Origin of the sequence: Nocardia sp. NPDC050697 (genome assembly GCF_040654395.1) — a bacterium.
In the GTDB taxonomy this organism is placed as follows: domain Bacteria; phylum Actinomycetota; class Actinomycetes; order Mycobacteriales; family Mycobacteriaceae; genus Nocardia.
In genome coordinates this window covers 71,491-97,521 of record NZ_JBFAHY010000011.1, presented here as the reverse complement: position 1 = coordinate 97,521, position 26,031 = coordinate 71,491, and the positions used below count along the sequence as shown (strand labels likewise).

Here is a 26,031-nt window from a genome sequence, read left to right as displayed (position 1 = left end):
GTGCCCCGGTGCACACTGGGGCCATGGACCGGTTCTCCCCCGCAACCAGGCAGTGGTTCGACGGCGCCTTCCCGGCTCCGACGGCCGCACAGCTCGGTGCCTGGGAATCGATCGCCGCGGGCGCGCACACCCTGGTCATCGCCCCGACCGGCTCGGGCAAGACGCTCTCCGCCTTCCTGTGGGCCATCGACCGGCTCGCCACCCGCGACCCGGCCGAGAAGGTGCGCGAGCGCGGTGAGCCGCCCGCCGGCACCTCGGTGCTCTACGTCTCCCCGCTCAAGGCGCTCGCGGTTGATGTCGAGCGCAACCTGCGCGCCCCGCTCGCCGGGGTCGCGCGCACCGCGGCCAAGCTCGGGCTGGAGCCGCCGGAGATCACCGTCGGCGTGCGCTCCGGCGACACCCCGGCGGGCGAGCGCCGCACCATGCAGCGCACCCCGCCGGACATCCTGATCACCACCCCGGAGTCGCTCTTCCTCATGCTCACCTCGGCGGCCAGGGAGACGCTGCGCGAGGTGCACACCGTGATCGTGGACGAGGTGCACGCCATCGCCGGTGGCAAGCGCGGCGCGCACCTCGCGCTCTCGCTGGCCCGGCTGGACGCGCTGGCCGAGCGCCCGGCCCAGCGCATCGGGCTCTCCGCCACCGTGCGCCCGCCGGAGGAGGTGGGGCGCTTCCTGGTCGGCCCGGCGCCGATCACCATCGTGGCCCCGCCCGCGCCGAAGACCTTCGACCTCTCGGTGCGGGTCCCGGTGGCGGATATGACCGAGCCGGATTCCGACGGCGAGTCCGACCAGCCCGGCTCGATCTGGCCGCATGTGGACGCGGCCATCGTGGACCTGGTGCTGGAGCACCGCTCGTCCATCGTCTTCGCCAATTCCCGGCGGCTGGCCGAGCGGCTCACCGCCCGGCTGAACGAGACCTACGCCGAGCGGATGGGCGAGCCGGTCGACACCGCGCACGGCCCGCCCGCCCAGCTCGGCGCCTCGACCGAGGTGGTGCACGGCGCCGGGCAGCTGCTGGCGCGGGCACACCACGGCTCGGTGAGCAAGGAGCAGCGCGCGCTCATCGAGGACGATCTGAAGAGCGGCCGGCTTCGTTGCGTGGTCGCCACCAGCAGCCTGGAGCTCGGCATCGATATGGGCGCGGTGGATCTGGTTGTCCAGGTGGAGGCGCCGCCCTCGGTGGCGAGCGGGCTGCAGCGGGTCGGGCGGGCCGGGCACCAGGTCGGCGAGGTCTCGCGCGGCGTGCTCTTCCCCAAGCACCGCACCGACGTGGTGCACACCGCGGTCACCGCGCACCGCATGCTCTCCGGGCAGATCGAGGCGCTGCGCATGCCCGCGCACCCGCTCGACATCCTCGCCCAGCAGACCGTCGCCGCCTGCGCGCTGGAACCCATCGACGTGGACGACTGGTTCGAGCTGGTGCGCGGCACCGGCAGCTACAGCGGGCTGCCGCGCTCGGCCTACGAATCGGTGCTCGACCTGCTGGCCGGGCGCTACCCCTCGGACGAGTTCGCCGAGCTGCGGCCGCGGCTGGTCTGGGATCGGGACGCGGGCACGCTCACCGGCCGCCCCGGCGCGCAGCGGCTCGCGGTGACCTCCGGCGGCGCCATCCCGGACCGCGGCATGTTCGCGGTGTACATGGTCGGTGAGAAGGCCAGCCGGGTGGGCGAGCTGGACGAGGAGATGGTCTACGAGTCCCGGGTGGGTGATGTCTTCGCGCTCGGCGCCACCAGCTGGCGGATCGAGGAGATCACCTACGACCGGGTGCTGGTGACGCCCGCCTTCGGCCAGCCGGGGCGGCTGCCGTTCTGGCACGGCGACGGGCTCGGCCGCCCGGCCGAGCTGGGCGAGGCGGTGGGCGAGTTCGTGCGCAGCGCGGGCAGGCACCTGGACGACGGCGGGCTGGAGCAGCTCACCGGCGCGGCCGGGCTCGACGCCTTCGCCAGGGACAACCTGGCCGCGCTGCTCACCGAGCAGCGCACCGCCACCGGCCGCCTCCCCACCGACAAGACGCTGGTCGTGGAGCGGTTCCGGGACGAGCTCGGCGACTGGCGGCTGGTGCTGCACTCGCCGTACGGCATGCCGGTGCACGCCGCCTGGGCGCTGGCCATCGGGGCTCGGCTGCGCGAGCGGTTCGAGGTGGACGCGGCGCCCGCCGCCTCGGACGACGGCATCGTGGTCCGGCTGCCGGACACCACCGACGAGCCGCCCGGCAGCGAGCTCTTCGTCTTCGAGCCGGACGAGATCGACGAGATCGTCACCGAGCAGGTCGGCACCTCGGCGCTCTTCGCCTCGCGCTTCCGCGAGTGCGCGGCCCGCGCGCTGCTGCTTCCCCGCCGCGATCCGGGCAAGCGCGCGCCGCTCTGGCAGCAGCGGCAGCGCTCGGCGCAGCTGCTGGATGTGGCGCGGAAGTTCCCCGATTTCCCGATCCTGCTGGAGACCGCGCGGGAGTGCCTGCGCGACGTCTACGACCTGCCCGCGCTCACCGAGCTGCTCGGGCGGGTGGCGCGCAGGCAGGTGCGGCTGGTCGAGGTGGAGACGCCGACCCCGTCGCCCTTCGCCAACGCGCTGCTCTTCGACTACATCGGCCAGTTCATGTACGAGGGCGACAACCCGCTGGCCGAGCGCAGGGCCGCCGCGCTCTCGCTGGACTCCGGGTTGCTCGCCGAGCTGCTCGGCCGGGTGGAGCTGCGCGAGCTGCTCGACGCCGCGGTGCTGGAGCAGACCGAGCTGGAGCTGCAGCGGCTCACCCCCGAGCGGCACGCGCGGGACCTGGAGGGGCTGGCCGACCTGCTGCGGCTGCTCGGGCCGCTCACCGCCGAGGAGGCCGCCGCGCGCTGTACCGCCGACCCGCTCGACTGGTTCGCCGAGCTGCGGGTGGCCCGGCGGGCGCTGGAGGTGAGCTTCGCCGGGCGCACCTGGTGGGTCGCGGTGGAGGACGCGGCGCGGTTGCGCGACGCGCTCGGCGTGCCGCTGCCGATCGGCACCCCGGCCGCCTTCGTGGAGCCGGTGCCGGATCCGCTCGGCGATCTGGTCGGCCGCTTCGCGCGCACGCACGGCCCCTTCGACACCGCGGCGGTGGCGGCCAGGTTCGGCCTCGGCACCGCGGTCGCGGCCGCCGCGCTGCACCGCCTCGGCACCGAGAAGCGGGTGGTGGAGGGCGAGTTCACGCCGGCGGCGGTGGGGTCGGAGTGGTGCGACACCCAGGTGCTGCGGCGGCTGCGGCGGCGCTCGCTGGCGGCCGCGCGGCACGAGGTGGAGCCGGTGCCGACCGCCGCCTTCGGCCGCTTCCTGCCCGCCTGGCAGCACGTCCGCACCCGCACGCTGCGCGGGGTCGACGGCGTCGCCACCGTGGTCGAGCAGCTGGCGGGGGTGCCGATTCCGGCGTCGGCGTGGGAATCGCTGGTGCTGCCCGCGCGGGTGCGCGACTACTCGCCCGCCATGCTGGACGAGCTCACCGCGACCGGCGAGGTGCTGTGGTCCGGGCACGGCTCGATCACCGGCAAGGACGGCTGGGTGGCGCTGCACCTGGCCGAGCAGGCACCGCTCACCCTTCCGCCCGCCGACGAGCCGGAGTTCACCGAGGCGCACCTGCGGCTGCTCACCGCGCTCGGCGCGGTGGACGGTGCGATGCCGCAGAGCGGCGGCGCCTACTTCTTCCGGCAGCTCTCCGACGCCACCGGGCTGCTCGATGACACCGCCGTCGCCGCGGCGCTCTGGGACCTGGTCTGGGCCGGGCTGGTCTCCGGCGACACCTTCGCCCCGGTCCGCGCGCTGCTCGGCGGCACGACGCGGGCCACCACCGCGCACCGCGCCCCGCGCCGGGCGCCGCGGGCCCGCGCCTACCTGCCGCGGCCCGCGCTGCCCACCCGCAGCGGCCCGCCGACGGTGGCGGGGCGCTGGTCGCTGCTGCCCGAGCGCGCCGCCGACACCACCGTGCGCGCGCACGCCACCGCCGATCAGCTGCTGGAGCGGTACGGCGTGCTGACCCGCGGCTCGGTGCAGAACGAGGGGGTGCCGGGCGGCTTCGCGCTCATGTACCGGGTGCTCACCGAGTTCGAGGACCGGGGCCGCTGCCGCCGCGGCTACTTCGTGGATTCGCTGGGCGGCGCGCAGTTCTCCACCACCGACGTGGTCGACCGGCTGCGCGCGCACGAACCGGCCGACGGGCAGCGGAGCACCGCCACCGCGCTCGCGCTGGCCGCCACCGACCCCGCCAACCCGTACGGCGCGGCGCTGCCCTGGCCCAAGGGCGAGGTGGAGGGCGGGCACCGGCCCGGCCGCAAGGCGGGCGCCATGGTGGTGTTGCTCGACGGCGAGCTGGTGGCCTACCTGGAGCGCGGCGGGAAGACGCTGCTCACCTTCACCGAGGACCCGGACGCCAGGCAGGCCGCCGCGAACGCGCTGGCCGAGCTGGTGTGGGAGGGCGGGGTGGACGCGCTGGTCATCGACCGGGTCGACGGGCAGACGGTGCACGGCCACACCTTCGCCGGGTTCCTCACCGCCGCCGGCTTCTCCGCCACCCCGCGCGGGCTCCGGCTGCGCCGCGGGGCGCCCCGGCGCGAGGAGCGGCCGCAGCGGGCCGTGCGGCGCCCGGAGTTCGGCCGGTGACGGTGGTGTGGAACGGCCGGCGCCGGACATCCCCTTCGCCGTGGGCCTGCCACGGGGGCGAAGGCGCCGCGAAGTCGGCCCGCGCACCGCGAGAGGAGCAGCCCCGTGCCCGAGGGTGACACCGTCTACCGCGCGGCCGCGCGGCTGCGCACCGCGCTGGCCGGGAAAATCCTCACCCGCAGCGATTTCCGCGTCCCCCGGTACGCCACGGTCGACCTGCGCGGCCAGCCGGTGGAGAGCGTCGGCTCCTACGGCAAGCACCTCTTCGTGCGCACCCCGGCCGCGTCGATCCACACCCACCTGAAGATGGAGGGGCTGTGGCGCACCTACCGCTGCGGCCAGCGCTGGACCCAGCCCCGCGCCACCGCCCGGCTGGTGCTCGGCACCGAGGACGTGGAGGCGGTCGGCTTCTCGCTCGGCAAGGTCGAGGTCTTCCCGCTCGCCGACGAGCACACCGTGATCGATCACCTCGGCCCCGACCTGCTCGGCCCGAACTGGGATCCGGCCGAGGCGGTGCGCAGGCTGGAGCGGTACCCCGAGCAGACCATCGGCGTCGCCCTGCTCGACCAGCGCAACCTGGCCGGGATCGGCAATATCTACCGCAGCGAGGTCTGCTACCTGCGCAAGGTGCACCCAGCGACCCCGGTGCGCGAAGCCGGCGATCTGCTCGCCCTGGTGAACGAGGCCCAGCGCATCCTCAGCAAGGCCGCGCACGACCGCTACGTGCCGCTCGCCTACAACCGGCACAACTGGGGCTGCCGCCGCTGCGGCACCCGCATCGTGCGCCGGGTGCTCGGCGACACCGGCCCGGAGAACGACCGAATTGCCCAGCGCGAGCGCGGCATCTGGTTCTGCCCGCGCTGCCAGCCCGACCCTTGACGGATTCCGCCGCCCCGCCTTAACTGGCACTCTGTCAATAAGTGTGGAGGGCGGCGATGGTGGCCGGAGAACAGGACGATCCCGGGCAGTACGTGGTGATCGGCGGTGGCCTGGCCGGCCTCGCCAGCGCGGTCTGGCTGGCCGAGGCGGGCAAGCGGGTCACCCTGCTGGAGCGCCGCGGCCGGCTCGGCGGCCGCACGCACGCCATGAAGGTCGATGCCGTCGACGACCTGCCGGACAACGGGCAGCACGTGATCGCCAGCGGCTACGAGCACCTCTTCCGGTACCTGCGCACCATCGGCACCCGCGAGTACGTCGCCTTCCCGAAGCGCGGCACGCTGCGCTGGCCGGACGGGCGCAGCGTCGACATGTACACCCGCGGCGTGCGCGCGCTCGGCACGCTCTTCGGCGGGCACCCGGACGCGAGCCCGCTGGAGCGGGCGCGCGCCGCCGTCGCCACCGCCCGGCTCGGCTGGCAGGCGCTGCACCAGCCCGCCGACCTCGCCGACCTCACCACCGCGCAGTGGTTCGACCGGGTCGGTATGCCCGCCAAGGCGCGCGAGGCCATCTGGGACTGGCTGGCGCTCGGCATCGCCGCCGAACCGGTGCACCAGGAGTCGGCCGCGGTCTTCGCCCGGGTGCTGGCCACCGGCATCAGGCACGGCATCGCGCACCGGCGGGCCGTCACCATCGGCTACCCCACCACCGACCTGGACACGCTCTACGTCACCGGCGCCGAGAAGTACTTCCGCGAGCACGGCGTCGAGGTGCGGCACCGGGCCGTCGCCCGGCGGATCGTCATCGAGGACGGGAAGGTCACCGGCGTCGCCCTGGCCGACGGCAGCGTGGTGCCCGCCGACGCCGTGGTCTGCGCGGTGCCGAACGGCAATATCGGCGGCCTCCTCGACGACCTGCCCGAGCACGCCGACATCTACGCCCGCGCCGACAAACTCGGCTACACCCCCATCGTCAGCACCAACCTCTACCTGGACCGCCCGCTCGGCACCCGCTCCGAGTTCGAGGCGCTGATCGGCGGCACCGGCGTGATCGACGAGGTCTTCGACCGCCAGCTCATGACCGGCCGCAGCACCGAGAAGGCCTGGCTCTACTGCCTCACCACCAGCGGCGCGTACGAGCAGATCCACAAGACCAACGAGGAGATCGTCGCCGAGCAGCTGGAGCTGCTGCGCCGCTACTACCCCGCAGCCCGCGCCGCGAAGGTGGTCCAGGGCCACGTCGTGCGCATGCCGAAGGCGACCTTCTCCCAGGTGCTCGGCACCCACGACCTGCGCCCCGCCCAGCGCACCTCCATCCCCGGCCTGGTCCTGGCCGGTGACTGGACCGCCACCGACTGGTCCGCCACCATGGAGAGCGCCGTCCAGAGCGCCGCGACGGCGGTGAATCTGCTGCTGGCGCGAAACCGTTCGCGGTAGACCTGCTCGGCATACGATCGCGGGGTGGATACAGCGGATATCCTGCTGGCGGGTCCGCGCGGACGGCGGCTATTGCTGGCGTTCGCGCTCGAGGGCGACCGGCTCCACGAGGCCGCCGACCCCGACGACACCCTCTTCTCCGCGGTCATGCTGGCCTCGTACCACCTCGATCCGGGTCGCGGTCGCTCGGTGGTGTTGTTCGGCCCCGGCGCGGAGGACGCCGAAGGGACCGTCGTCACAGCGGAGGAGGTGGCCAGCCGCCTGGCCCAAACGCCCCTTCCCGAGGTGACGCCGGTCGGGCTCCGCTGGGCGCTCGCCGACGCAGTGGACTCGGCGCGGTACTGGCAGGAGCCCGAGGGCAAGGACGTTCTCGCCGCCACCGAACCCGTCCGTCGCGAACTCCGCCGGGTGGCCGAGCACATCGCCCGATCACCCCACACGGACTGGTGGACGACCGGCCCCGCGGCTACCGCTCAGTGCACGGTGTGGAGCTGGGGCGTCGACGGTCCCGGCCACCCCGTACCCGCCGCATCGACCCTCGCCGAACAGCTCCGGAGCTGGCGCAAACGCACCGTGGCGGAAGAAGAGCGGGCCGCCAGGGAGCGCCCGGCCGATCCGACGGCCAACTTCTCCGCCGTATGGTGGTCGACCCCACCGACCCGGTCGTCGACCAGGCAGCTTCCCGGCGGAACACCCGCCGAGTTGTGGTTCGTCGAGGACAGGACGATCGGGGAGCAGGCCGTGACGCGCCGCGTGCACGTCCCCGCCGAAGCCCGTGTGTACGAACTCGACAGCGCGCGGGCCTGGGCGGCGCTGTGTGCCCAGTTCCCCCTCGAGGTCACCGCCCAGAAGCGACACGACTGGTACCGGACCACCGGGCGGGCCGGACGATGGGTCGTCCCGGACTGGACGCGGGTCGCCGCGGAGTACGCGGGCGTGCACCTCACCGTGACGGGGTACCTGACCGCCGCGGGCACCGCGATCGACACCACCGCGGGGGCCGCGAGCGTCATCGCCGGCTGGGCACCCGACGCCACCTATTGGCTCACCGATACCGCCGGATTCGACGGCGATACCCGGACTTGGGTGTGCGACACCACCGGGGAGCGTCCCCGCTGGACCGACGCGGGCGACCGGTCAGCGCAGCGGAGCGCGCCGGAGGCGTGATGCCCGGCGAGCGGGCCCGCACCGGCTCCGTGACGCCACTTCTGGTCCCTCGGGATCGACCGGGCTCACCCCTCGCTCGGCACCGGCTCCAGGATCTCCCCGCGCGGCTCGGGCGCGGCGGCGCGCAGGGCGTCGGCGGAGCCGTCGTCGGGCTGGGTCTGGGAGCGGATCTCGGCGTCGACGCGGGCCTGGTAGGTGCTGATCTCGCGGTCGATCTCGGCCTCGTCCCAGCCGAGGATCGGGGCGACCAGGCGGGCGACCTGCTCGGCGCAGGCGGCGCCGCGGTGCGGGTACTCGATGGAGATGCGGGTGCGCCGGGCCAGGATGTCGTCGAGGTGCAGGGCGCCCTCGGCGGCGACCGCGTAGACCGCCTCGACCTGGAGGTAGGCGGGGGCGTCGGTGATCGGCTGCAGCAGCTCGGGCTTGCCGTCGGCCAGGGCGAGCACCTCGTCGATGAGCGAGCCGTAGCGGTCGAGCAGGTGCTTGATCCGGTAGGGGTGCACGCCGTACGCCTCGGCCAGCTGCACGGTCTGGTTGACCAGCGCGAAGTAGCCGTCGGCGCCGAGCAGCGGCACCTTCTCGGTGATCGAGGGCGAGACCCGGGCCGGGATGTCCTCGGCCGCCTCGTCCACGGCGTCGGCGGCCATCACCCGGTAGGTGGTGTACTTGCCGCCCGCGATGCCGACCAGCCCGGGCGCGGTGCGGGCCACCGCGTGCTCGCGGGAGAGCTTGGAGGTCTCGTCGCTCTCCCCGGCCAGCAGCGGGCGCAGCCCGGCGTAGACGCCGTCGATATCGGCGTGCGTGAGCTCGGTGACCAGCACCTCGTTCACCCGCGCCAGCAGGTAGTCGATATCGGCCTTGGTCGCCGCGGGGTGCGCCAGGTCGAGGTTCCAGTCGGAGTCGGTGGTGCCGATGATCCAGTGCGCGCCCCACGGGATGACGAAGAGCACCGAGGTGGCGGTGCGCAGGATGATGGCGGTGTCGCTGACGATCCGGTCCCGCGGCACCACGATGTGCACGCCCTTGGAGGCGCGCACGTGGAAGCGGCCGCGGTTGCGGGAGAGCGCCTGCACCTCGTCGGTCCACACCCCGGTCGCGTTGATCACCACGTGCGCGTGGATCTCGGCGGTGCGGCCGTCCTCGGTGTCGCGCACCCGCACCCCGACCACCCGGTCGGCCTCGCGCAGGAAGCCGACCACCTGGGTGGAGGTGCGCAGCACCGCGCCGTAGTGCGCGGCGGTGCGGGCAACGGTCATGGTGTGCCTGGCGTCGTCCACCACGGTGTCGTAGTAGCTGACCCCGCCGATCAGCGCGGAGCGGCGCAGCCCCGGCGCCAGCCGCAGGGCGCCGGCGCGGGTCAGGTGGCGCTGGCCGGGAACGGATTTCGCGCCGCCCATGGAGTCGTAGAGCATGAGCCCGGCGGCCACGTACGGCCGCTCCCAGCCGCGGTTGGTGAGCGGGTAGAGGAAGCGCAGCGGCTTCACCAGGTGCGGGGCCAGGGTGGCGAGCGAGAGCTCGCGCTCCCGCAGCGCCTCGCGCACCAGCCCGAACTCCAGCTGCTCCAGGTAGCGCAGCCCGCCGTGGAACATCTTGGACGAGCGGCTCGAGGTGCCGGAGGCCAGGTCGCGCGCCTCCACCAGCGCCACCCGCAGCCCGCGGGTCGCGGCGTCCAGGGCGATGCCCGCGCCGACGATGCCGCCGCCGATCACGACGATGTCGAAGTGGTCCTTGCCCAGCCGCTCCCAGGCGTCCCGGCGCTGGTCGGGGCCGAGGAACTGGGAATCCGGGGTGATGGTCATGCTCGACTCCTTCGGCCGGCTCCGTCCTGCGGGCGGTACTACCCGCTGCCTGCGGGTTCAGGCTATGCGAGCGCGGCGGATACTTTGCGGCGCCCCGGCGGTGGCGTGCCGCGCGGCCCATCCGGGGTCGCGCCGCCGCGCAGCCATCCGGGGTGACGCTGCCGCGCCGCCCGTTCGGGTCACGTCGGCCGCGGGGCCTTGCCAGGCATGCGCGCCGACGCACGCTCGGAACCGCTGCCGCTACCCGCCGGTAACAAGACCCACCCTAGCCATCTCCGCCGCCCCCCGCGATGTGATGCGCGGCGCGCCGCGCATCCAGTAGCCTGCGGGGATGCGTCGCTATGTGGCCGCCATCGATCAGGGAACGACATCGAGCCGGTGCATCGTCTTCGACCGCGGCGGCGCGGTGATCGGCGTGGCCCAGCGCGAGCACGAGCAGCTCTTCCCGCGCCCCGGCTGGGTCGAGCACGACGCCGAGACCCTGTGGCGCAATACCGAATCCGTGGTCGCCGAGGTGCTGCGCGACCTGGAGCTCGGCCCGGACGACCTGGCCGCCGTCGGCATCACCAACCAGCGCGAGACCACCGTGGTGTGGGAGCGCGCGACCGGCAGGCCGATCCACCACGCCATCGTCTGGCAGGACACCCGCACCGACAAGCTCTGCGTCGAGCTCGGCGGTGCGGCCGGGCCGGAGCGCTACCAGGAGCGCACCGGGCTGCCGCTCTCCACCTACTTCGCCGGGCCCAAGCTGCGCTGGATCCTGGACCACGTCGAGGGCGCGCGGGACCGCGCCGAGGCGGGCGAGCTGTGCTTCGGCACCATCGACAGCTGGGTGCTGTGGAACCTCACCGGCGAGCACATCACCGACGTCACCAACGCCTCGCGCACCATGCTCATGGACCTGCGCACGCTGGACTGGGACCGGGAGATCTGCGCCGAGTTCGGCATCCCCGCCGCGATGCTGCCCGCCATCCGCAGCTCGTCGGAGGTGTACGCGGTGCCGGAATCCGGCCCGCTGGCCGGTGTCCCGATCGCGGGCATCCTCGGCGACCAGCAGGCCGCCACCTTCGGCCAGGCCTGCCTGGCGCCCGGTGAGGCCAAGAACACCTACGGCACCGGCAATTTCATGTTGCTGAACACCGGGACCACCCCGGTGGTGAGCAAGCACGGGCTGCTCACCACGGTCTGCTACCGGCTCGGGGAGCAGGACGCGGTGTACGCGCTGGAGGGGTCGATCGCGGTCACCGGCTCGCTGGTGCAGTGGTTCCGGGACAACCTGGGCATCATCGCCTCCGCCGACGAGATCGAGCCGCTGGCGCGCAGCGTCCCCGACAATGGCGGCGCCTACATCGTGCCCGCCTTCTCCGGGCTCTTCGCGCCGCGCTGGCGGCCGGACGCGCGCGGCGTGATCGCCGGGCTCACCCGCTTCGTGAACCGGGCGCACCTGGCCAGGGCGGTGCTGGAGTCCACCGCCTTCCAGACCAGGGAGGTGGTGGACGCCATGCGCGCGGACGCCGAGTCCCAGCGGCTCGGGCTGGAGCTCACCACGCTCAAGGTGGACGGCGGCATGGTCCGCAACGACCTGCTCATGCAGTTCCAGGCCGACATCCTGGACGTCCCGGTGGTGCGGCCGGTGGTGGAGGAGACCACCGCGCTCGGCGCCGCCTACGCGGCCGGGCTCGCGGTGGGGTACTGGTCCGGCACCGACGAGATCCGGGCGAACTGGTCCGCCGACACCACCTGGCACCCGGAGATGGGCGCGGACGAGCGGGCCGGGCACCTGGCCGCCTGGAACAAGGCGGTCGAGCGCACCTACAGCTGGGTCGACTGACCGCCCCCGGTAGGGCTACCGCGAGCCGCCCGACCGGCACGGCTCCATGCACGACCGCGAGCTACTCCGCGGCGACCCGCGCCGCGCGCCCCAGCCGGGCGACGGCCTCGGTGAGCGACGCCGCGTCCGAGGTGGTGAAGCACATGCGCAGCGCCGAGCGGTACCCCGCCTCGACCGCGAAGGCCGCACCCGGAACGAAGGCCACGCCCTCCTCGACCGCGGCGGGCAGCAGGTCGGCGGTGTCGGTGCCGTCGGTGAACTCGCCCCAGACGAACATCCCGCCCGCCGCGTCGGTGCAGCGCAACCGGGCGCCGAACTCCTCGCGCACCGCGCCGACCAGCGCCTTCGCCCGCTGCCCGTAGGCCGCGCGCACCCGATCGATGTGCCCGGCCAGCCACCCCGCGTCGGCGAGCAGCTCGGCCGCGACCTGCTGGGTGAGCGCCGAGCCGCAGAGGTCGGCGCCCTGCTTGAGCAGCTCCACCGCGCGCGCCACCCGGACCGGCGCGACCATCCACCCCACCCGCAGCGCGGGCGCCAGGATCTTGGAGGCGCTGGAGAGCCGGATGACATTCGAGCCGTGCGCGGCGACCGGCGCCGGGGGCGGGCCGTCGAACCAGAGCTCGCCGTAGGGGTCGTCCTCGATCACCCAGAAGCCGTGCGCGGCGGCCAGTTCCGCGAGCTCGGCGCGGCGCGCCGCGCTCATGGTGACCCCGCCCGGGTTGTGGAAGGTGCTCACCGTGTGCACCACGGCCGGGCGCTCGCCGCGGGCGAGCAGCTCGGCGAGCAGGTCGAGCCGCATACCCTCGTCGTCCAGCGGCACCGCCGCGATCCGCGCCCCCGCCGCGCGGAACACCTGGAGCGCACCCACGTAGGCCGGGTCCTCGACCACCACCAGTGCGCCCGGGTCGAGCAGCACCTCGGCCAGCAGCGCGAGCGCCTGCTGCGAGCCGTGCGTCACGAAGACCTCGGCGGTCGGCACCGCCCGGCCCAGCTTGGCCGACTCGCGCGCGGCGAGCACCTCGCGCAGCGGGCCCCAGCCCGGCGAGCCGGTGTACTGCAGGCTGCGCGCGTCGGTGAGCGCCGCGTCGGCCGCCGCCGCGATCCGCTCCCTCGGCATCAGCTCGGCGTCCGGCAGCCCGCCCGCGAGGCTGAGCACATCCGGCCGCTCGGTGAGTTCCAGCAGGTCACGAATGGCGGAGCTGCGCAGCCCGGCGAGCTTCCCGGCCAGCGGCGGAGCGGTTGGCGACATGGCGATACCTCCGTGCGATGTCTCCCCACTGTCGCACGGATTACCAGACTATGAAACTGCGTCTCACACTATGAGAATCAGGGTCGGTTCTCGATGGAGTGCACCAGGTGCTTGCCGTCCTTCACGACGGTGGCGACGGTCTGCTGGTAGACGGTGGTCACGCCGTCCGGGCGGTGCTCGGTGAGGTCGACCTCGAAGGTGTCGGTGGCGAGCTCGGTAACGCGCAGGCAGTGCGTGGTGCCCACCGGGATCTGCTCGTCGATGGCGCTCTGGATGACCTGGGCCGAGGAGATGTTGGCGGCGTCCGGGTCGACGTACCTGCGCGCCCGCTCGCCGTTGCGCTCCACGTAGAAGGCGTACTGGAAGCCGAGGATGGCACCGGCGCCGTCCTCGGTGGTCCCGGTGCCGTTGCCGACCGTCACCGTGCCGTCTTCGCTGGCCGGGCAGCTCAGCGCGGCGGTGCTCGGCACGGGGGCGGCCACCGCGGGCTCGTCGTCGCTACCGCCGCGCACCGTCACCACGATCACGACCACCGCGATGAGCAGCGCCAGCGCCGCCGCGAGCGCGCCGTACAGGGTGCCGCGGTTGGGGGCGGGGGCCCGCTCGACCGCGGTGGAGCCGCCGGGCGCGAGCCGCCGCGCGATGGGGTCGTCGGACCAGGCGAGGCCGCTCGGATCGGGTATCGGTGGCGGCTTCGGCACGCCGCCCGCCTCGTCCGACTGGTTCCACCACTGCGGCGGCTCGGCGTCCGGCTGCGCGGCGGGGGCGGGGGCCACCTGGTGCCGCACGGTCGGGGCCGCCGGGTCGTCCCCGTCGGCGCCGGTGACGTCCGTGCCGAACGGCGCGGACGGGCCGGCGGGCCCGGCCCCCGCTCCGGTGACGCTCTCGCCGAACGGCGTGGACGGTGCCGCGGGCCGCGGGGCGCTGCTGCTGGTGCTCCCGCCCGCGGGCAGCAACCCGCCCGCCGGGCGCCAGCCGACCTCGGGCCGCGACCCGGCGGGCGGCTGCCACCCCGGGATCTGCCCCGGCCCGATCGGGGCGCCGAAGGCGCTGCCCGACCTGGTGGTCGGCTCGTCCTGGCCGCCGTCTACCGGAGGTCCGAAACCGGAAGCGCCGGAGTCCTTTCCACCGGCGCCCTCGCTCCCGTCCACCGGCGGGCCGAAGCCGGCCCGGCGGCCGGACTCGTTGCCTCTGGCATCACCCTCGGAGCCCACACCAATCCTCTCGAACGCACGAAATGGGGCGGCCGCGAACGACCGCCCCACCCCGTCAATCGGTACGTGTCAGTACTGGAGTGAACCACCCCACTGCGTGGTGACGCCACCCACGTTGACCGTCGTTGGCGCGGTGTCGCCCGGCGGCACGATCGGCGGAAGTTTAACCTGCGCGGCCGCATCCAGCGCGGCGGCGCCGCCCGGCTGGGCCTTGATCCAGTCCTCGACCGCCGCCTTGGCCAGGTTCACCTGCGTGGTGTCGAGCACGACGCTGGATTTCGCGTCCGCCAGCCCCTCCCCACCGGTGAAGCTGGAGACGTGGATCGTGTTGCTGTCCACGAACTCCACCGACACCCCGGCCTCGCCGGAGCCGGTGGGGGTGGTGTAGCCGACGGTGCCGACGTACCCGGCCTCGTTGCTGAAGTGGTGGGTGTTGGCCACGTAGCCGGGCAGCAGCGCGCCGCCGTCCACCGCGGCGCCGATCTCGGCGTGCGGGCCGGTCATCTCGACCACCGGCGCGGCCGGGGCGGCGTCCACCCGCGGCGCCTCCCAGCGCGGCTGCACCAGGGTCTGCGAGGGGGACGAGTCGGCCTGGGTGTCGCTCTGCGGCGCCCGGCTCTGCGGTGCCGTGCCCGGGCCCGGCTGGGTATTGCCGCCGGGAGTGGACGGGGTGGCCGCCGGCTGATCCTGGGCGCCCGGCGCCTGCGGGGTGGCCTGGTCCGGCGCGACCGCGCCGGGGGCCGCCTGCCCCGGCGCGGGCTGGCCCTCCTGACCCGGCACCGGCAGCGGCGCCACCCGCGGCGTCGTCACCCCGGGCTGGGTCGGCCGGTTGAGCTTCGGATCCTTCTTCTCCGGCATGGCCTGATCCTGCTCGGGCGTGGTCACACCCGGCTGGCTCGGCGTCGGCTTGCTCTCCGGCGTCTGCTGGCTCTGCGGGCCGGTGCCCGGCTGGGTGGGGCCCTGCGGCTGCTGCTCCGGCGTCGCGTTGGTGCCCGGCTGGACCGGGGCCGGCGTCGCCGGCGTGCTGGGCTGATCGTTCGGCACTGCCCCCGCCGGCGCCGCGAAGAAGGTTGCCACGGCTGCCGCTGTCGCCAGCGGCAGCGAGGTGCTCGCCATCGCTCGCTGCGCCCGGGTCGGCTTACGATGTTTCACTTTTCGCTTATCCCTTTCCGTACGGGAGGCACACGGCCGTTCCCGGAGGAAACCCCCCAAACCCCGAAACGCCGCGACCAACCCGCCGATCACGTCTCCGCAACGGAGTGAACCACAGTTGTCCGACAGGGGCAATGTGGAGAGTACGCTGCCCGCCGCGTCAACCGTGCTGCCGCACAACACTGTTCACGCAGGTGACACCTGGTTTTCGTCGGCCGCTCAGTCCAGATCGTCGTGCCGCATGAGCTGTCGCGCCGCCTCGATGACCGATCCGGTGAGCGAGGGATAGACCGAGAAGGTCTGGGCCAGGTCGTTCACGGTCAGGTTGTTCTGCACCGCGAGCGCGATCGGCAGGATGAGCTCGGAGGCGATCGGCGCCACCACCACGCCGCCGATCACCACGCCGGTGGCCGGTCGGCAGAAGATCTTCACGAAGCCGCGGCGCAGCCCGGACATCTTGGCCCGCGGATTGGTGTTCAGCGGGAGCATGACGGTGCGCGCCGGCGTCTCGCCATTGTCGATCGCGGTCTGGCTGACCCCGACGGTGGCGATCTCCGGCCGGGTGAAGACCGCCGAGGAGACCGTCTTCAGCCGGATCGGGCTCACCCCCTCGCCCAGCGCGTGGTACATCGCGATCCGGCCCTGCATGGCGGCGACCGAGGCGAGCGGGAGCAGCCCGGTGCAGTCGCCCGCCGCGTAGATCCCGGTGACGGCGGTCCGGGAGACCCGGTCCACCCGCAGGTAGCCGCCGCGGTCCAGCTCGATCCCGGCGTTCTCCAGCCCGAGCCCGCCGGTGTTCGGGGTGGAGCCGACGGTCATGAGCGCGTGCGATCCGGCGACCGTGCGCCCGTCCGAGAGCTTGACCACGATGCCGTCCGCGGTGCGCTCGACCGCGTCCGCCCGCGCGTGCTTGACCAGCTCGACGCCGCGCTCGGCGAGCGCGTCCTCCAGCACCAGCGCGGCGTCGGCGTCCTCGCCGGGCAGCACCCGGTCCCGGCTGGAGACCAGCTTCACCTGCACCCCGAGTTCGGTGTAGGCGGAGACGAACTCGGCGCCGGTGACGCCGGAGCCGACCACCACCAGCGTCTCCGGCAGCTCGGCCAGGTCGTAGAGCTGGCGCCAGGTCAGGATGCGCTCGCCGTCCGGCTCGGCGCCGGGCAGCACCCGCGGGCTGGCGCCGGTGGCGATCAGCACCACCTCGGCGTCGACGGTCTGCTCGGCGCCGTCGCCGTCCCGGACCAGCACCCGGTGCTCGGCCCGGCCCACCGGCTCCAGCAGCGAGCCGTACCCGGACAGCAGCGTGACCCCGGCCGCCCGCAGCTTGGAGCGGATGTCCGAGGACTGCGCCAGCGCCAGCGCCTTGACGCGCTGGTTCACCTCGGGCAACCGCACCCCGGCCTGCCCCGGGTCGAGCGTGATGCCGAGATCGCGGGCCCGGCGCAGATCGGTGCGGATGCCGGTGGAGGCGATGAAGGTCTTGGAGGGGACGCAGTCCCAGAGCACGCAGGCGCCGCCGACGCCGTCCGAGTCGATCAGCGTCACCGCCGCGCCGTGCTGCGCCGCCACCAGCGCGGCCTCGTAGCCGGCCGGGCCGCCGCCGATGATCGCGATGCGGGTCATGGGTCACCTCTCGCTCGTGCTGGTCCCGGGATCTCCGGTGCTCCGTGCTCAACCGTAATCGGCCGAGCTCGGACCGGCTCGGCAGCCCGCGCGGCGCCCGATGTCGAGCCGGTCCGCCGGGACCCGGTGGCCGCGGCGGCGACATTGGATACGCTCTCCGGGTGCCGATATACGCCGCCTACGGATCCAACATGGACTCCACACAGATGCTCGAGCGCTGTCCGCACTCCCCGATGTCGGGAACGGGCTGGTTGGAGGGGTGGCGGCTGACCTTCGCCGGTGACGACATCGGCTGGGAGGGGCCGCTGGCAACCGTCGTCGAGGAGCCGGGCTCGCGGGTCTTCGTCGTGCTCTACGACGTCTCCCCGGAGGACGAGGAGCGGCTGGACCGCTGGGAGGGCTCGGACTTCGGCATCCACAAGAAGATCCGGCTGCGCGTCACCCCCAGCACCGGCAGCGGCGCCCCGCCGGTGCTGGCCTGGCTCTACGTGCTCGACGCGTACGAGGGCGGGCTGCCTTCCGCGCGCTACATCGGCGTGATGGCCGATGCGGCGGAGAAGGCGGGCGCCCCCGCCGACTACGTGCACGCGCTGCGGACCAGGAACAGCCGCAACGTCGGGCCCGGCAACTTCTCGGTCTAGCGCCTGGCCTGCAGCACGATATTGGTGAGCACGCGCACGCCGACGGCGAGCGCGCGCTCGTCGATGTCGAAGGTGGGCTGGTGCAGGTCGAGCTGCTCGCCCCGGCCGGACCAGACGCCGAGCCGGGCCATGGCGCCCGGCACCTCCTCCAGGTACCAGGAGAAGTCCTCGCCGCCGCCGGACTGCGGGGTGTCGGCGAGCGCGCCGGGGCCGAGGTCGTTGATCGCGGCCTCGAACATCCGGGTGGAGCGCTCGTCGTTCACCACCGGCGGCACGCCGCGCCGGTAGTTGAGCTGGTAGCGCACACCGGTCGGGGCGAGCAGCGCGTCCACGATCTCGCGCACCAGCGGCTCCAGCAGCTCCCAGGTGGCGTGGTCGCCGGTGCGCACGGTGCCGGTGAGCATGCCGGTCTGCGGGATGGCGTTCGGCGCCTTGCCCGCGCTCACCGCACCCCAGACCATGACGGTGCTGGTACGCGGGTCGATCCGGCGGCTGAGCAGGCCGGGCAGCCCGGTGATGACGGTGCCGATGGCGTACACCAGGTCGCTGGTGAGGTGCGGCCGCGAGGTGTGGCCGCCGGGCGAGTCGAGCACCAGCTCCACGGTGTCGGCGGCCGAGGTGATGGCCCCGACCCGCACCCCGACCCGGCCCGCCTCCAGCCGCGGGTCGCAGTGCAGCGCGAAGATCCGCTCGACCCCCTCCATGGCCCCGGTGGCGACCACGTCGATCGCGCCGCCCGGCATGACCTCCTCGGCGGGCTGGAAGACGAACCGCACCCCGACCGGCAGCTCGGCATCGGCCAGCGCCAGCGCGGCGCCGAGCAGGATGGTGGTGTGCGCGTCGTGCCCGCAGGCGTGCGAGACGCCGGGCACGGTGGAGGAGAACGGCAGCCCGGTGAACTCCTGCAGCGGCAGCGCGTCCATATCGGCGCGCAGCCCGATCCGCGGCCCGTCCGGGCCGATATCGCAGATCAGCCCGGTGCCGCCGGGTAGGACCCGGGGCGCGAGCCCCGCCTTGGTCAGCCACGCGGCGACGAACTCCGTCGTCGCGAACTCGGTCCTGGACAGCTCCGGGTTCGCGTGGATGTGCCTGCGCCACTGGACCAGGTCCACCTGGTGCTCGGCCAGCCACGTGTCAACCACGTTCCGGCCCGACCGCACCAGATGACCGCTCGTGCTCACCGAATGTCCTCCTGTCGTCGAACGAGTCGCTGCAACAGACTGCTCCTGTGTTGCTCATCGCGGGCCACGGCCACGGCGGTACACGCCAGCGCGACCGCACCGTCCAGCACGGCGCGATCGGCGGAGGCGGTGACGCTCGCCGCGGCGAACTCCGGCTGGTGCGTCACCGCGCCGCCGGCCTCGATGCCGATCACCGGATGGATGCCCGGGACGATGTTGGTGACATTGCCCATGTCGGTGCTGCCCAGCGGCCGCTGCGCCTCGAACTCCGGCGGCAGCGGCGTCCGGCCGAGGCCGGTGATCTGCTCGCGGTACACCGCGAGCAGGGCCGGATCGGGCGTGAGCTCGGTGTACGTCGGCGCGAGCGTCCGGATCTCGTGGGTGCAGCCGGTCGCGAGGGCGCCCGCCGCGAAGCAATCCGACGCCCGCCGCGTCAGATCGTCCAGCGACGCGGAATCGGCTGCGCGGAGGTAATACAGCAATTCCGCACGTCCGGGCACGATATTGGGGGCCACGCCACCGTCGTTGACTATACCGTGCAGTTGCTGGCCGGGGCCGAGGTGCTGGCGCAGCAGCCCGAGCGCCACCTGCGCGACGGTGGCGGCGTCGCCGGCGTTGCGGCCGCGCTCCGGCGCCGCGCTGGCGTGCGCCGCGCGGCCGTGGAAGAGCACCGAGAGGTCGCTGAGCGCCAGCGAGCGCGCGCCCACCACGTCGAACGGGCCGGGGTGCACCATCATGGCCAGCGCCAGGTCGTCGAAGACGCCGTGGTCGAGCATGAGCACCTTGCCGCCGCCGCTCTCCTCGGCCGGGGTGCCGAGCACCACCACGGTGAGCCCGAGCTCGTCGGCGACGTCGGCCAGCGCGAGCCCCGCGCCGACCGAGGCGGCGGCGATGATGTTGTGCCCGCAGGCGTGGCCGATCTCCGGCAGCGCGTCGTACTCCGCGCACAGCCCGACGGTCAGCTCGCCGCTGCCGTAGACCGCGCGGAAGGCGGTGGGGAGCCCGGCCACCCCGGTGGTCACCGCGAAGCCGCGCTCGCGCAGCGGTTCGATGGTCCGCGCGGCGCTGCGTACCTCGTCGAAGGCGAGTTCCGGCTCCGCGTGCAGGGCGTGCGAGAGCCCGATCAACCCGTCTCGGGCAACCTCGACCGCGGCATGCACCCGCGCGACGGCACCATCCGTCGGTGCGTCGATAGCGGGCATGCCGACCAGTCTGGCATTACCCCGGTGGTTACCGCCCGTTCAACCCAGCGTGAGCGGAACGGTTGCGGACGATCACGCGCCGAAGGCGAGGTTCTCGGGGGTCGTGGGGGTGGTGAGGCCCGGCAGGACGGCGCCGTGCAGGGCGCGCTTGATGACGGCGAGGTTGGGCTTGCGATTGGCCGCGAGCCCCGCGGCCTGCTCGACCGCGATATCGAGCAGGCTGTCCGCCCCGGCCTTGGCGTCCACGATCCCCGCCGAGATCGCCTCGTCGGCGCCGAAGCGGTGCCCGGTGGTCATCGCCTTGACCGCGACCTGGTTGGTGAGCCGGTGCGTGAGCAGCGCGTTCATCGCGACGGTGAAGGGCATGCCGAGGTGGACCTCCGGCAGCGACCAGTACCCGCGGTCGGCGCGCATGACCCGGAAGTCGTGCGCGGTGGCGAGCATGGCGCCCGCGCCGAAGGCGTGGCCGTTCACCGCGGCGACGGTGGGCAGCGGGAAGGTGAGCAGCCGCGCGTAGAGCGCGTGCACGCTGTCCAGGTAGCCGTGCATCTCGCCGGGGTTGGCGAAGAGCCACTCGGTGTGCAGGCCGTTGCTGAAGAACTTGCCGGTGGCGGTGGTGACCAGCGCCGCCGGGCCCGCGGAGCGCTCGACCTCGTCGAGCAGCGCGTTCAGCCGGGCGAGGAGGTCCGGGTGGAAGCGGTTCTCCTCGTCCGCCCCGTGCTGCTCCTCCGATCCCAGGTACAGCACGAATACGTCACCCCGGCGCTCCAGATACGGCATGCGGGCAGCCTAACCGGGCGACCCTACCGGCGGGTAGCCGAGGCCGGGCGGTGACCGGGGCCACACCCGCGCGGAGCCCGCACCGCCCCCGGCTATCGTGACCCCATGCTTGCCGAAGAGGCCGCCGCGGTGATCGCCGAGCGGACAGGGGTAGCGCGCCACCGGGTCGCGGTGGTGCTCGGGTCGGGCTGGCAGGACGCGGCCGCGGAGATCGGCACGCCGCGGGCCTCGGTGCCGATGCCGGAGCTACCCGGCTTCGGCACGCCGACCGCGCAGGGCCACGTCGGCACCGTGCACTCGGTGCCGGTCGGCGGCACCGACGTGCTGCTGCTCATGGGCCGCCAGCACCTCTACGAGGGCTACTCCCCCGCCGAGGTGGTGGTCCCGCTGACCGCCGCCGTCGCGGCGGGCGCGGAGACCGTGCTGCTCACCAATGCCGCGGGCGGCATCAGGGACGGCATGGCCGTCGGCGAGCCGGTGCTCATCGCCGACCACCTCAACCTCACCGCCCGCACCCCGCTCACCGGCCCGGCCTTCGTCGACCTGGTCGACGCCTGGGATCCCGAGCTGCGCGCGCTGGCCCGCGAGGTCGACCCGAGCCTGGCCGAGGGGGTGTACGCCGGGCTGATCGGCCCGCAGTACGAGACGCCCGCGGAGATCACGATGCTGCGCACCATCGGCGCGGACCTGGTCGGCATGTCCACCGTGCTGGAGGCGATCGCGGCGCGCGCGCTCGGGGTCCGGGTGCTCGGCATCTCGCTGGTCACCAATCTGGCCGCCGGGGTCACCGGGGCCAACCTCTCGCACGCCGAGGTGCTGGCCGAGGGCAATGCCGCCGCGCCGCGGCTCGGCAAGCTGCTGCGCGGCATCCTGGAGCGGCTCTAGATGCTGCGCTTCGGCACCGCCGGGCTGCGCGGCCCGCTGCGGGACGGCCCGGACGGCATGAACGCGGTCACCGTCGCGCGCGCCACCGCCGGGCTCGCCGCCTGGCTGCGCGACCGCTGCCTCGGCGGCGGCCGGGTGGTCGTCGGCCGGGACGCGCGGCACGGGTCGGCGGAGTTCGCCACCGTGACCGCGGAGATCTTCGCCGCGGCCGGGTTCCCGGTGACGCTGCTGCCCGAGCCGCTGCCGACCCCGGTCCTGGCGCACGCGGTGCGCGCGACCGGCGCGGTGGCCGGGGTGCAGATCACCGCCTCGCACAACCCGCCCGCCGACAACGGCTACAAGGTGTACCTGGAGGGCGGCGCGCAGCTGGTGGCCCCGGCGGACACCGAGATCGAGCGGGCCATCCAGGCCGTCACCGAGCCGATTCCGCGCACCGCCGTGCCAACGGCCGACGGCGGCGCGCTCGCCGCGTACCTGGCCCGGGTGGCCGGGATCCCGGAGCGGATCGGCGGGCCGGGCGAGCGCGCGCCGGTGCGGATCGCGCTGACCCCGCTGCACGGCGTCGGCGGCGCGGTGGCACTGCGCGCGCTGGCCGCGGCGGGCTTCGACGACGTGCACGTGGTGCCGGAGCAGTTCGAGCCGGACCCGGACTTCCCCACCGTCGCCTTCCCCAACCCGGAGGAGCCGGGCGCGGCCGACCTGCTGCTCGCGCTGGCCGAGCGGGCCGGGGCGGACCTGGCCATCGCGCTGGACCCGGATGCCGACCGCTGCGCGCTCGGCGTGCCCGGCCCGGACGGCTGGCGCATGCTGCGCGGCGACGAGACCGGGGTGCTGCTCGGCGCCGACGTGCTGCGCACCGCCCCGGCGGGTGCCCTGGTCGCGACGACGCTGGTCTCCTCCCGGCTGCTCGGCCGGGTGGCCGCCGCGCGCGGCGCCCGCTACGCCGAGACGCGCACCGGCTTCAAGTGGCTGGCCAGGGCCGGGACCGGCCTGGTCTATGCCTACGAGGAGGCCATCGGGCACTGCGTCGACCCGGCCGCCGTCCGGGACAAGGACGGCATCTCCGCCGCCGTGCTCGCCGCCGACCTGGTGGCCCGGCGCCGTGCCGCGGGCGGCACCCTGCTCGCCGAGCTGGACCGCTACGCCGTCGAGTTCGGCGTGCACGCGGGCGACCAGGTCTCGCTCCGCCTGGCCGGCCAGGACGCCGCCGCGGCCCTGGTCGCCGCGCTCCGGCAAGCCCCGCCGGAGCGGATCGCGGGCGCCCCGGTGCGCTACACCGACCTGGCCGCCACCCGCGGCCCGCTGCGCACCGACGCCCTGGTCTTCGAGAACGAGACCGACCGGATCGTCATCCGCCCCTCCGGCACCGAGCCCAAGCTCAAGTGCTACCTGGAGGTCGTCCGCCCGGTCCCCGCCCCCACCGCACTCCCCGACGCCCGCGAGTCGGCCGCCGAGCGCCTGACCGCCCTCCGCGAGTTCTGCACCGGCCTGCAACCCGCCTGAACAGGATTCTCTACCGGGGTCCGAACTGACGATCGCCCGCGTCGCCCAGGCCGGGGACGATGAAGGCGTCGGCGTTCAGGCCGGTGTCGATGGCGGCGGTGACGAGCCGCACCGGCAGCCCGGAATCGCCCAGCGTGGCAATGCCCTCGGGCGCGGCGACCACGCAGAGCGCGGTGATGTCCCGCGCCTTCCGCGCCACCAGCAACTCCAGCGTGTGCCGCATGGAGCCACCGGTCGCGAGCATGGGGTCGAGCACGAAGACCGGCACGTCGGAGAGGTCCTCGGGCAGCGATTCCATGTAGGGCACCGGCTCGTGCGTCGCCTCGTCCCGCGCCATGCCGACGAAGCCGATCCTGGCGTCCGGCACGAACCCTGCGGCGGCGTGCACCATGCCGAGCCCGGCCCGCAACACCGGGACCAGCAGCGGCGGCGCGGCGAGCCGGGTGCCCTCGGCGATCGAGACCGGGGTGGTGACGTCGAACCGGGTGACCGGGGCGTCGCGCAGGGCCTCGTAGACGAGGATCCCGGTGAGGTCGCGCAGCGCGGAGCGGAACTCGGCGTTCACGGTGCGCGCGTCGCGCAGCGTGGTGAGCAGGGCGGCGGCCAGCGGATGGTCCACGGTGTGGGTGCGCATGGTGGAACGATAGAACCGCGCCGCGGAAATTCACCGCCGAGCCAGGGAACCGGCGGCCGAGCGGGCGCGTCGAAGAGAGTGGATGACGTACTCTGCCTGGGGAACGGATGGGGGGCTGTTATGGACAAGACGTCGGCGGATACCGATGGCATCGTCGCCTACGGTGCGTCCGCGCAAGTCATGGCCGGGGAGATGGCCGCGGCGGGCGCGGCGGCGGCGGGGGCGGGGCCCGCGCTGCTCGGGCCGATCATGGGGCTGATCGGCGGTGATTTCATGGCCGCGTACGCCGCCGCGCACGCGGGCCAGGTCGCCGCCATCGGCCAGCTCTCCGCGGTGTTGAGCAGCATGGGCGGCTCGGCCACGGCCGCGGCGGGCGCCATCGCGGACACCGAGCTCGGCAGCGCGGCCGCCATCGCGGCCACCGATCCGAACGGGTGAGCGCGTGATCGATATCGACGCACTGGCGAAACCCCTGGTCGACCTGCTGAATTCATTCGGCTCCGGCGTCCTGCCCACCGGCGGCCCGGCCGACGCGCTGCGCGCCACCTCCGCCGCGGTGGACCGGATCCACGAGCTCGGCCGCAGCAGCATCAACCAGGTGAACACCGCCTGGGACGGCACCGCGGCCGACGCCACCACCTCGAAGGCGCTCCGGGTGCAGACCTCGGCCGCGACCATCTCGGACAACGGCACCGAGATGGCGACGGTGGTGAACCAGGCCGCCGCCGAGGTGGAGAGCGGCCAGAAGGATCTCAACGGCATCCTGCAGTCCTTCGTCTCCACCGCCACCGCGCTCGGCCCCGCCATCGCCACCCCGCCCGGGCTCACCGCGGTGATCGGCTCCGCCATCGACCACATCAACCAGGCGGTCGGCGTGGTCGGGCGGGTGCAGAACGAACTGGATACGCACACCGCGAGCATGACCGGGCTGACACCGCCGCCCTCTACCTCGCTCGCCTCCACCCTCGCGTCCTCCGGCATCCCGCAGCAGCTGCTCTCCGGCGCCAGCGGGGTGGCGAGCAGCGCCGGTTCGCTGCTCAGCACGGTGCTGAACAATCCGCTGGTCACCGAGGCGTCCAAGGCGGCGACGCCATCGGCAACCACGCCGTCGCCCGGCACCCAGCAGCCCGACACCGGCTCCGCGGCGCCGACCCGCGACGGCGTGGAGATCACGCTGCCGGACGGCAGCCGGGTGGAGGCGCCGAACGAGCGGGCCGCCACCGCGGTGCAGGCGGCGCTCGGCACGGTCGGCACCCCGTACGTCTGGGGCGGCAACTCCCCCGGCGCCGGGCTCGACTGCAGCGGGCTCACCAAGTACGCCTACGGCGAGGCCGGGGTGGAGCTGCCGCGGCTCGCCGCCGAGCAGGGCAATGGCGCCACCCAGGTCTCGGCCGGCGATCTCATGCCCGGCGACCTGGCGATCTGGGACGGCCACGTGGCGATGGTGATCGGCAACGGCCAGTTCGTCGAGGCCGGCGACCCGGTCCAGATCAGTTCGGTGCGAACGGAGAATTCGGGGATGGACTTCTACGGCTTCTACAGGCCGACATCGTGAGCGAGCAGCAGGAGCCCGGCGTCCCGCCGGTCACCGTGGCGGCCAGCAGCAATCGGGCGGGCACCGTCACGGTGCGCGCCACGGACCAGGGCATGCCGGTGGAGATCGGCTTCGAGCGCAGCGAGTACCGGTACGGCGCACAGGCGCTCGCCGCTGAGATCCTGCGGCTCACGCGGCGCTCCACCATCGCGGCGAAGGCCAAGCGGCGCGAGGCGCTGGCCGAGGCGGGCATGCCCGCCGACATCCTGGACCGGCTCGGCCTGCCGACCAGGCACCAGGCGGTGGACGAGCTGGACCGGATGGACGATGCCGACACCGGCCCGACGAGCTGGATGAGGCCGGTATGAGCGCGGAGATGGACGCGCTGGTCGCCAGGGCGACCAGCAAGCTGGAGGCGCTGGAGGCGGCGCTGCACGGCCTGAAGCAGGTGCGCGGCCGGTTCGCCACCGAGGATGGCGCGGTCGAGGTCGAGGTGGACAGCGACGGCGCGCTCACCGCGCTGCGGCTCTCCGAGGCGGTCACCGCGCTGCCCCCGGCCGAGGTGGGCAAGCTCATCGTGTGGGCGTGCAGGCAGGCCGCCGAGGAGGCGGGCGGACAGCGCTCGAAGGTCGTTGCGACACTGAACGAGTCGTTCGCCCCCGAGCCCGCTCCCGGTGCCGGGCCCGGGGCCGGGCAGGCGGGATAGTGCCTGAG

Annotated in this window: 21 protein-coding genes; 12 read left to right on the top strand and 9 right to left on the bottom strand. The window is 74.0% G+C overall.

Translation table 11 applies throughout. The features are described from left to right. Nucleotides 1–23: 23 nt before the first annotated feature. The 4 genes from AB0H71_RS30315 (at nt 24) to AB0H71_RS30300 (ending at nt 8,092) form a co-directional block, all read left to right on the top strand. Nucleotides 24–4,613 carry an ATP-dependent helicase gene (locus AB0H71_RS30315; RefSeq protein ID WP_357027676.1) on the top strand — a complete coding sequence of 1,530 codons (4,590 nt, stop codon included), beginning with the start codon at nt 24–26 and terminating at the stop codon, nt 4,611–4,613. Nucleotides 4,614–4,718: 105 nt separating this feature from the next. Beyond that, a complete protein-coding gene (locus AB0H71_RS30310; protein ID WP_357027673.1) occupies nt 4,719–5,492 on the top strand; it encodes a DNA-formamidopyrimidine glycosylase family protein in 774 nt (257 codons plus the stop codon). Between the two features lie 56 nt (nt 5,493–5,548). Further along, nucleotides 5,549–6,925 (top strand): hydroxysqualene dehydroxylase HpnE, encoded by a 1,377-nt coding sequence (gene hpnE, locus AB0H71_RS30305; RefSeq protein WP_357027670.1) that lies wholly within the window; start codon nt 5,549–5,551, stop codon nt 6,923–6,925. Between the two features lie 24 nt (nt 6,926–6,949). Beyond that, the gene (locus AB0H71_RS30300; protein ID WP_357027667.1) at nt 6,950–8,092 is read left to right on the top strand and encodes a hypothetical protein; all 1,143 of its coding nucleotides are present in this window, start codon (nt 6,950–6,952) and stop codon (nt 8,090–8,092) included. 65 nt (nt 8,093–8,157) lie between these two features. On the opposite strand, the gene AB0H71_RS30295 is transcribed toward AB0H71_RS30300, so the two are convergent. Then, a complete protein-coding gene (locus AB0H71_RS30295; RefSeq protein WP_357027664.1) occupies nt 8,158–9,891 on the bottom strand; it encodes a glycerol-3-phosphate dehydrogenase/oxidase in 1,734 nt (577 codons plus the stop codon). Between the two features lie 331 nt (nt 9,892–10,222). Here AB0H71_RS30295 and glpK point away from each other — a divergent pair, with 331 nt between their 5' ends. Further along, nucleotides 10,223–11,722, top strand: a complete 1,500-nt coding sequence (glpK, locus tag AB0H71_RS30290) for a glycerol kinase GlpK (protein ID WP_357027661.1) — start codon at nt 10,223–10,225, stop codon at nt 11,720–11,722. 61 nt (nt 11,723–11,783) lie between these two features. Here glpK and AB0H71_RS30285 read toward each other — a convergent pair whose 3' ends face one another. The 4 genes from AB0H71_RS30285 to AB0H71_RS30270 all read right to left on the bottom strand — a co-directional run bounded on the left by AB0H71_RS30285 (nt 11,784) and on the right by AB0H71_RS30270 (nt 16,957). Continuing rightward, complete coding sequence (locus AB0H71_RS30285; protein ID WP_357027658.1) at nt 11,784–12,971, bottom strand: PLP-dependent aminotransferase family protein; 1,188 nt, start codon at nt 12,969–12,971, stop codon at nt 11,784–11,786. Nucleotides 12,972–13,048: 77 nt separating this feature from the next. Further along, nucleotides 13,049–14,185, bottom strand: a complete 1,137-nt coding sequence (locus AB0H71_RS30280; RefSeq protein WP_357027655.1) for a hypothetical protein — start codon at nt 14,183–14,185, stop codon at nt 13,049–13,051. 69 nt (nt 14,186–14,254) lie between these two features. Further along, nucleotides 14,255–15,301: a hypothetical protein gene (locus AB0H71_RS30275; protein WP_357027653.1), complete on the bottom strand. Its 1,047-nt coding sequence runs from the start codon at nt 15,299–15,301 to the stop codon at nt 14,255–14,257. Nucleotides 15,302–15,556: 255 nt separating this feature from the next. Further along, nucleotides 15,557–16,957, bottom strand: a complete 1,401-nt coding sequence (locus tag AB0H71_RS30270) for an NAD(P)H-quinone dehydrogenase (protein WP_357027651.1) — start codon at nt 16,955–16,957, stop codon at nt 15,557–15,559. A gap of 161 nt (nt 16,958–17,118) precedes the next feature. Here AB0H71_RS30270 and AB0H71_RS30265 point away from each other — a divergent pair, with 161 nt between their 5' ends. Next, nucleotides 17,119–17,598 carry a gamma-glutamylcyclotransferase gene (locus AB0H71_RS30265; RefSeq protein ID WP_357027648.1) on the top strand — a complete coding sequence of 160 codons (480 nt, stop codon included), beginning with the start codon at nt 17,119–17,121 and terminating at the stop codon, nt 17,596–17,598. Here AB0H71_RS30265 and AB0H71_RS30260 read toward each other — a convergent pair. The 3 genes from AB0H71_RS30260 to AB0H71_RS30250 form a co-directional block, all read right to left on the bottom strand. Next, the gene (locus tag AB0H71_RS30260; RefSeq protein ID WP_357027646.1) at nt 17,595–18,740 is read right to left on the bottom strand and encodes a M20 family metallopeptidase; all 1,146 of its coding nucleotides are present in this window, start codon (nt 18,738–18,740) and stop codon (nt 17,595–17,597) included. The two genes, AB0H71_RS30265 and AB0H71_RS30260, sit on opposite strands and share 4 nt — an antisense overlap. A 35-nt stretch (nt 18,741–18,775) precedes the next feature. Further along, entirely contained in the window at nt 18,776–19,981 is a 1,206-nt protein-coding gene (locus tag AB0H71_RS30255; RefSeq protein ID WP_357027642.1) for a M20 family metallopeptidase, read from the bottom strand. A gap of 72 nt (nt 19,982–20,053) precedes the next feature. Next, nucleotides 20,054–20,761 carry an enoyl-CoA hydratase-related protein gene (locus AB0H71_RS30250; protein WP_357027640.1) on the bottom strand — a complete coding sequence of 236 codons (708 nt, stop codon included), beginning with the start codon at nt 20,759–20,761 and terminating at the stop codon, nt 20,054–20,056. A gap of 105 nt (nt 20,762–20,866) precedes the next feature. Here AB0H71_RS30250 and AB0H71_RS30245 point away from each other — a divergent pair, with 105 nt between their 5' ends. Both AB0H71_RS30245 and AB0H71_RS30240 read left to right on the top strand, forming a co-directional pair. Continuing rightward, complete coding sequence (locus AB0H71_RS30245) at nt 20,867–21,646, top strand: purine-nucleoside phosphorylase (protein WP_357027637.1); 780 nt, start codon at nt 20,867–20,869, stop codon at nt 21,644–21,646. After that, on the top strand, nt 21,647–23,149 hold the full coding sequence (locus AB0H71_RS30240; RefSeq protein WP_357027634.1) for a phospho-sugar mutase: 1,503 nt from the start codon (nt 21,647–21,649) through the stop codon (nt 23,147–23,149). Nucleotides 23,150–23,159: 10 nt separating this feature from the next. Here the strand turns inward: AB0H71_RS30240 and upp are convergent, their stop codons facing one another. Beyond that, nucleotides 23,160–23,783, bottom strand: coding sequence for a uracil phosphoribosyltransferase (gene upp / locus AB0H71_RS30235; RefSeq protein WP_357027631.1), 624 nt, complete (start codon nt 23,781–23,783; stop codon nt 23,160–23,162). Between the two features lie 120 nt (nt 23,784–23,903). Here upp and AB0H71_RS30230 point away from each other — a divergent pair, with 120 nt between their 5' ends. From AB0H71_RS30230 to AB0H71_RS30215, 4 genes are read left to right on the top strand one after another with little or no spacing between them, the layout of a single operon-like run. Further along, nucleotides 23,904–24,221, top strand: coding sequence for a hypothetical protein (locus tag AB0H71_RS30230; protein ID WP_357027628.1), 318 nt, complete (start codon nt 23,904–23,906; stop codon nt 24,219–24,221). Between the two features lie 4 nt (nt 24,222–24,225). Further along, entirely contained in the window at nt 24,226–25,338 is a 1,113-nt protein-coding gene (locus tag AB0H71_RS30225) for an NlpC/P60 family protein (RefSeq protein WP_357027625.1), read from the top strand. Continuing rightward, the gene (locus tag AB0H71_RS30220; protein WP_357027622.1) at nt 25,335–25,685 is read left to right on the top strand and encodes a hypothetical protein; all 351 of its coding nucleotides are present in this window, start codon (nt 25,335–25,337) and stop codon (nt 25,683–25,685) included. Before AB0H71_RS30225 ends, AB0H71_RS30220 begins: the two co-directional genes overlap by 4 nt. Further along, complete coding sequence (locus AB0H71_RS30215) at nt 25,682–26,023, top strand: YbaB/EbfC family nucleoid-associated protein (protein ID WP_357027620.1); 342 nt, start codon at nt 25,682–25,684, stop codon at nt 26,021–26,023. The genes AB0H71_RS30220 and AB0H71_RS30215 overlap by 4 nt, the downstream gene beginning before the upstream one ends. Nucleotides 26,024–26,031: the final 8 nt, after the last annotated feature.

Bases quoted from the DNA above. Each gene is read 5' to 3' on its own strand.
- AB0H71_RS30315 (WP_357027676.1), top strand. From the start codon at position 24: ATGGACCGGTTCTCCCCCGCAACCAGGCAGTGGTTCGACGGCGCCTTC.
- hpnE (WP_357027670.1), top strand. From the start codon at position 5,549: ATGGTGGCCGGAGAACAGGACGATCCCGGGCAGTACGTGGTGATCGGC.
- AB0H71_RS30295 (WP_357027664.1), bottom strand. From the start codon at position 9,891: ATGACCATCACCCCGGATTCCCAGTTCCTCGGCCCCGACCAGCGCCGG.
- glpK (WP_357027661.1), top strand. From the start codon at position 10,223: ATGCGTCGCTATGTGGCCGCCATCGATCAGGGAACGACATCGAGCCGG.
- AB0H71_RS30285 (WP_357027658.1), bottom strand. From the start codon at position 12,971: ATGTCGCCAACCGCTCCGCCGCTGGCCGGGAAGCTCGCCGGGCTGCGC.
- AB0H71_RS30275 (WP_357027653.1), bottom strand. From the start codon at position 15,301: ATGGCGAGCACCTCGCTGCCGCTGGCGACAGCGGCAGCCGTGGCAACC.
- AB0H71_RS30270 (WP_357027651.1), bottom strand. From the start codon at position 16,957: ATGACCCGCATCGCGATCATCGGCGGCGGCCCGGCCGGCTACGAGGCC.
- AB0H71_RS30255 (WP_357027642.1), bottom strand. From the start codon at position 19,981: ATGCCCGCTATCGACGCACCGACGGATGGTGCCGTCGCGCGGGTGCAT.
- AB0H71_RS30250 (WP_357027640.1), bottom strand. From the start codon at position 20,761: ATGCCGTATCTGGAGCGCCGGGGTGACGTATTCGTGCTGTACCTGGGA.
- AB0H71_RS30245 (WP_357027637.1), top strand. From the start codon at position 20,867: ATGCTTGCCGAAGAGGCCGCCGCGGTGATCGCCGAGCGGACAGGGGTA.
- AB0H71_RS30240 (WP_357027634.1), top strand. From the start codon at position 21,647: ATGCTGCGCTTCGGCACCGCCGGGCTGCGCGGCCCGCTGCGGGACGGC.
- upp (WP_357027631.1), bottom strand. From the start codon at position 23,783: ATGCGCACCCACACCGTGGACCATCCGCTGGCCGCCGCCCTGCTCACC.
- AB0H71_RS30230 (WP_357027628.1), top strand. From the start codon at position 23,904: ATGGACAAGACGTCGGCGGATACCGATGGCATCGTCGCCTACGGTGCG.
- AB0H71_RS30215 (WP_357027620.1), top strand. From the start codon at position 25,682: ATGAGCGCGGAGATGGACGCGCTGGTCGCCAGGGCGACCAGCAAGCTG.